This window comes from Providencia sp. PROV268, assembly GCF_028477805.1.
GTDB classification, from domain to species: Bacteria; Pseudomonadota; Gammaproteobacteria; order Enterobacterales; family Enterobacteriaceae; genus Providencia; species Providencia stuartii.
This window is the reverse complement of the sequence record NZ_JAMPLW010000044.1, coordinates 1-6152: the sequence shown is the minus strand read 5'-3', so window position 1 is coordinate 6152 and position 6152 is coordinate 1. Positions and strand designations below refer to the sequence as shown.

Here is a 6152-nt window from a genome sequence, read left to right as displayed (position 1 = left end):
CCCGGTTATTCGGCAGTTGTGTCTGGGTTAAATTCCCCAACACATCGTATTGATGATGATATTCCCCGGTGGCATTACGCTCACTGACTAACTGCCCCAGTGTGTCGTAAGTGAGGGTCAACTCATCGTCATAATTCACCGTCGTCCCCGTCCGTTGCGCCTCATGCCAGCGCGCTATCGGCACCTGACGCACGGTCACTTGGTTCTGACTATACCCATATTCCGTGCGGTATTCCCCGTTCTCACGAGACCGTAAACGACCAATCTTATCGTAATGCAGTTGCATCAGGACTGGCGCGAGGGCGGCACTTCCGTTCAGCGGCTTGGCGGGGGTAGTCAGTATCTGCGTCAGGTTTCCCACCTCGTCATACTGATACTGTTTTTGTTGACCAATAAGGTCTTGCTCCTGGGTCAAGCGATGAAGGGCATCGTAGCCAAAGCGGTACTGTTCGCCGTGCTCATTTTCTAATGCATTCATGCGCCCTAACGCGTCATAGTGAAAATGCAGCCAATGCCCCGCGGGGTCACGACGTGCAATGACTTGCCCCCGACGATTACGCCGCAGTAGCGTGTGCTGGTCACCCACATCGATTAATCCGACCAGTTGCCCCGCATCATCATAGTCGTAGCGGTTTTCCGTGTTATCGGGCAACTTTTCTGACAGCAATAAGCCTGTTTCACTGAACGTGTAATAGGTGGTTTCATTGAGCGCATTAGTGATACTGCGCAATTGCCCCCACTCATCATAGGTGAGGGTAGTGGGGTAACCGGAACAGTCGGTTTGGCGAATAAGCTGACCGCGTGGGTTATAGCGATAGTGGGTTTCATTGCCTTTGGCATCCACTTGCCCGATGCAATTGCCTTGCTCGTCCCAAACAAACGCCGTGATGTGCCCCAAGGGGTCAATCACACGGCGGACATCGCCTTTATCGGTATATTCCCAATGCCACGCCGCCCCATTGGGCAAGGTTTGCACGGTCGGAAAGGCAAAATCCTTGTCCCAATCGTAGCAAGTGGATTGGTTTTCGGGATCCGTCGATTGCGTTAAATTTCCGCGTTCATCATAGGTATAAACCCACTCACTGGTATCTGGCGCGATGGCTTTGGTTAAGTGGCGATTGGTGTCCCACTCAAAGTACCAAGTTTCATTGAGCTCATTGGTGTATTCAATGATTTGCTGTTGTTCATTCCAGCGACGGAAGGTGCTTCCTAAACCATGCTGAACGGTTTTGACGGTGCGCTCGGCTAAATCGTAGATGAGTTCTGTGTGCTCTAAACACGTTTGGCCTTCTTCTTTTAACCAGTGTTCAACGACCCGCCACTCCGGTTCATTGTCTTCAAGGGTAAAGGTGTCAAAGCGTTGCCAGCGATAATGGCTACTCAACCCCGTGGCATATTGGTGCATCGCCATTAAGCCGGATTCTTCATCCCAGCCAAAACGGCGCGTGATACGGTTATCCGCGTCAGTGACCTGAATTAACCGCTGCTGTTCATCGTAATCATAGGTCACCAGTGTTTTTTCAGCTTGCCCTTGATGACGCGTTACCGACGTTAATCGCTGTGAAAGTGCGTCATAGTGCAAGCGGATATCCGTTAAATACGCATCATCATGAATTTGCACCAGTTCACCGTCATTGGCATAACGGTAATTTAAGGCATTGTTATGGCGGTCAGCGCTTTTCATTAAGCGCAGCGTATTGATTTTATGGGGGTTGGCTTCAAACAGTTGATAGTCACCGTCAGTGGATTCGACAAGGAAAATATTATTCACGGTGCGATAAACTTTAAACCCTTCATCCTGATAAAACACTGTTTGGCCGAGGGCTATTTTCCCCAGGGCTAAACGGCGCCCCGATGCGTCATGGTAGTAGATATTTTCATTTTCAAGCCCCTTGCCAGTTGACTCGATTTCCAAGGACACATCAAACGGCATTGCCCAACCACGGCCCAATCGGCTCTCGCGTTGGTTCCGACTTTGGTAGATACGTGACCAGACTAACGGATAAGCCCCCTCAATAATAAAGTCCGTATCATTTTCACCATTGAGGACTTTCGACCCCGTAGCGGCATGAACGGGATGGTGTAAACTATTGAAAGCTTGTACCACCGTTGCCGTCACCATCGAACCAACCGCGGTGCCGACAATTTCACTTACCAGCGTACAACCGACTTTATTTAAACACTGCTTAATGACAGCCATTCCACCTTTTCGCATTAAGGTTCGCAGTCCCCCCACAAAGAGGCCGCCAAGAATTTCACCGAACATCTCTGCAAACGGGTTGCGGCCACTCATGATGTCGCGTACCACCACACTGTTCCCACCAATGCGCACAATCCCTTTTTCTTGATTGTCATCGATTTTGGCTTCACAGGTGCTTCTATCCCCATTACGGCACGCCGGCTGGCTATTGATTTGAACCCTTTTTGATCCTTCCGCTAAAAAGTAGGGCTCACTTGCACAATGCCATTTATCACATTTGATAATATCGAGGGGCATCGGTTCAGCATGAGGGTGCTTATTCGCCTTAACGGGGGACAGTATGCTGTCAAAAAAGCCTTGCTTAGGCGATGGATATTCTGGGTATTCGTCAGACAGGGGGTCAATAGGCGCCGCATTATTCGGGGTGCTAAGTGCTTTTTTGGCTAACGCAAAGGGAAGCATGCCCGGAATAAGCATTGTGGATTTTTCCAAAATACTCAAGGCAATATCGAGCCCTTTTTTTTCTTTAGGGGGCGCATTGTCTTCTGCAATAGACGCTAATAACAAGGGGGTAGGGAGTTTTCCTGCCGCTCTTGCTGCCCGTTTTCCCTTGATACGCACATTGGGTGAGCCGGTTTTTATTTCGCCATCAGGCGAACTGAGCCCAAAGAGGCTATCAATCCCATCTGCGACCCAATCCGCAGCAGCATCAATAACACTGCCGAGAGCAAAACCGGTCGCCAATCCCGCGCCAATAAAAACAGCCGTTGCTGCACCGGCAGTTACGCCTGTCAATACAACTGCAGCAGCCCCTACCGCCGCATAGACCGCCCCTTTAACCACACCACAGACAATATCTGCCCATATTGACGAGTGCATCAATTTATCGCCTTGCTTCGCCGCGAAAAATTCATTTCCCATGAGTATGTCCTTATTCAATCGTCAGTATGGTCATTGTGAATTCAAGTCTGCTTTCGGTTAATTTGAGTGCGGTGTAAAGCTGTCCCGCAGGGCGCGCCAGTGTGCGAGCTCTGCATTTGAAAACGGTTTAATTTGGCTATAAGTGACGACTAAGACGTTGTCTTCCACGTGAAATGCCGCTATCCATTGATAAATACTGATGCCTTTTTGTTTGGTCTCACAGTAAATTTCACTCCCCGTGAGACCTTGCTCTGTGCGAAAAGCGGTTGGCGCTTTAACGACGGCATTTTTTATTTCACGTTTAATGGCGCTTAGCTGTCCGGCGAGATAATCACTTAGCTCGATGTCTGGCGACAGTGCCTCACGGGTGATGGAGATGCTGCCTTCTAGGGCAGGAAAACGCAGCATATTCACGGTATTATCTTGATATTTATCACTGGGTAGTGTGAGGCGACCCTCTTGAAATAAGTAATGCATACTCAACCTTATTTTTCAGGAAAAAATTGGGATTTTGTGCTGGCAATGGTGTCGGTATTCGGATCTATTTTAGTGATCCCTGGCGCGGCATTGTCCATATTGAGATCGAGGATCTCACCCGTGGCAATTTGCCCTGAACCACTGGCATAAAAATCAAAATTTTCACACGCGATGGTGACCCTCCCCGAGGGACTCAATTGAAGAACGGACGTACCGCTGATAAGACGGATCCCTTTTGCGGAAGCGATGACCACTTCACCATCGACAATAGACTGTTGATTCCCAAAGACGACATTCTTTTGGTCAGACTGTACTGAGGTCGATTGAGAGCCATGCACTGAAACCGTTTGGTTTTGTAGGATGACTTCTTTGTGGTTGGCCCCCACGGTCGTCGAACGATTATCCCGTACTACCGTATTCATGTCTTTTTGCGCATGAATAAACACTTCCTGCTTACCGTCCTCATCCTCAAAACGTAACTCGTTAAAGCCCTCGCCCTTATGGGTTTGAGTGCGGAACGTGGTGCGTGTTTTGTTCTCAGGAAAACGAATAGGGGGAGCATTGCGGCCATCGTAAGTGCATCCCGTGATAATGGGGCGGTCAATATCCCCGTTCAGGTAACTGACTTGCACAACGGTGCCGATACGGGGCACGGCCGAAAAGCCGTAACCGTTGCCGCTCCATCCCATGGCGACACGCACCCAACAGGAAGCGCTGTGATCGGGCTTGCCGTAGCGATCCCAATGGAAATGCACTTTGACGGCGCCGTACTCATTGACGTAAATCTCTTCCCCCGGCGGCCCCACCACGGTCGCCAATTCATCCCCATCGGCCGTCGGTTTATAACGGTGTGGCGGACGCCACTCCTCACGACCCGGTATAAAGGAGACCGTGTTACTTAATTGCGTTCCTTCGCCCCCGCCATTGTCGGCTAAGGGTTGCACGCCGTGATGGGTGACCGTGATGACTTGCCAACTGTCATTCATCGGGGCGTGTGGGTGATTTTGCAGGGTGAAAATTTTGCCTGGGCGCAAGGCAAAGCAGTTCGTGGTGGCATTGCCCACGCGGCTGCCGCTGCGTAACTGCTCAAAACGGGCTTTGGTCAGGGGCTCCCCTTCGGCATCCAATTGAAAACGCCCGTAACTTTCAAACACACTGTGCTGCCCACCGCCTGCTTGCTGATCTTGGTGCATCAGCGGGTAAGAGGGGCGCACGTAGTTGTTGTCTTTTTGGATCAGTTGATCGGGGCACAGATACTCTCCGTACTGCCAGGTGGTGGCGGTACTGTCGGTGATATCGGTGTTTGCTTGCGGGTTGTAAGTCAACGAGATCCCCGCGGTCATGCCCATGTGCTCATCACTGTAGAACATCTGATCTTCTTCAAACCAGAAGTTGATCCCTTCCTCAAAGGCTAAGCGACACCAAAAGTCATAGGCGGATTCCCGTTTTTGCGTGGTGTAGGTCCGTTCCGGATGCAGCGCTTCACGGTAAAAAAGACAGTCTGATTTGACGTGCGCTTCATCCAATAACGTCTTTAAAATCGCGGGGGCGTTTTGGTCTTGGAAGATACGGCTGTCCTGATTGAGGGTCATGATCCACATTTCAGGGCGGATATCAAAATGGTACCACGTTTTCACGCCATCGGTATTGCCTTGGACACCGCCCGCAAGAATGCCATTGACGGTGCGCACAATCTGCCCATCCCGTTTGACCGTCAGTGAGGCGGCTTGGCCTAAATGCGTTTGGAATTCAATATAAGGCAACAAACTCACCACATTCAGGCTAAGGTGATATAAGGAAGAGAGCCCTTCGGTGAGGGTAAAATCGGTGACTTGAAAGGTGCCCGCAGGAAATAAGCCGATTTCACAGGTAAACACTAAACCGCTCGGCTCGGCGGTTAACCCTAACGCGCTGCGTAAGGCCGCTTGCGCGGTATCCGGATCGGCAGGGTTGAGCCCCCCGTTAGCCCGCCGCCGGGGGTCAACATCGCGGCGGAGGCCTGCAACGAGGACGCCGCACTGGCCGCTTGTTGGGCCAAATTGACGGCTTGTTGTGTTCGCGCAGATGCCTTTGACATCGCCGCTTCCTTGGCTTGGTTAATGGCTTCGTCCTTCAGCATCGACGCCAGATCAGGGGATGATTTTTTCGGATCTTTTGAGAACATGGTCAGGCTCCGGGTTAACGGGGAGAGTGCATCACGTTAAAACAGACAAGGACGAGCCCGGGTGAGCTCGTCGAATGAGGCGATTATGCTTCCAGCGGTGCACGCCAGTCGTCAGCACCGGAAGTGCCTGCCACGGTGTGCTCCCAGTCGACCTTACGGTAAGAAAGCGACACTTCGATGAGCTGCGTGTAATCCGCTTTGGCCGGATCTTGGCAGTGTGGCATTTGGCAATCGATGTTGACGATAGTCGCATCGGTCAGCGTGGTGGTGAAGAAGTGCTCTTGCTTCCCTTCAACAGACGTGCGGTACCATTTCAGTTCCACTTTTGGCAGCATTTCACCGGACGCCAGTGCGTTGTACAGCAGAGGGACCGCTTTGTTTAATGCCACC

3 protein-coding genes and 1 pseudogene are annotated in these 6152 nt (G+C 51.2%); all 4 read right to left on the bottom strand.

Features of this window, described 5'->3' with window-relative positions; genetic code table 11:
* On the bottom strand, window positions 1–3121 hold a 3121-nt coding region (locus PR699_RS19355; protein WP_272573031.1), incomplete at its 3' end, for a DUF6531 domain-containing protein.
* 57 nt (window positions 3122–3178) lie between these two features.
* Entirely contained in the window at window positions 3179–3598 is a 420-nt protein-coding gene (locus PR699_RS19350) for a DcrB-related protein (protein ID WP_014657251.1), read from the bottom strand.
* 8 nt (window positions 3599–3606) lie between these two features.
* Window positions 3607–5762 (bottom strand): annotated as a pseudogene (locus tag PR699_RS19345) (type VI secretion system Vgr family protein).
* Window positions 5763–5845: 83 nt separating this feature from the next.
* Window positions 5846–6152 (bottom strand): type VI secretion system tube protein TssD (gene tssD, locus PR699_RS19340; RefSeq protein WP_272577893.1); only part of this gene is annotated, 307 nt, incomplete at its 5' end.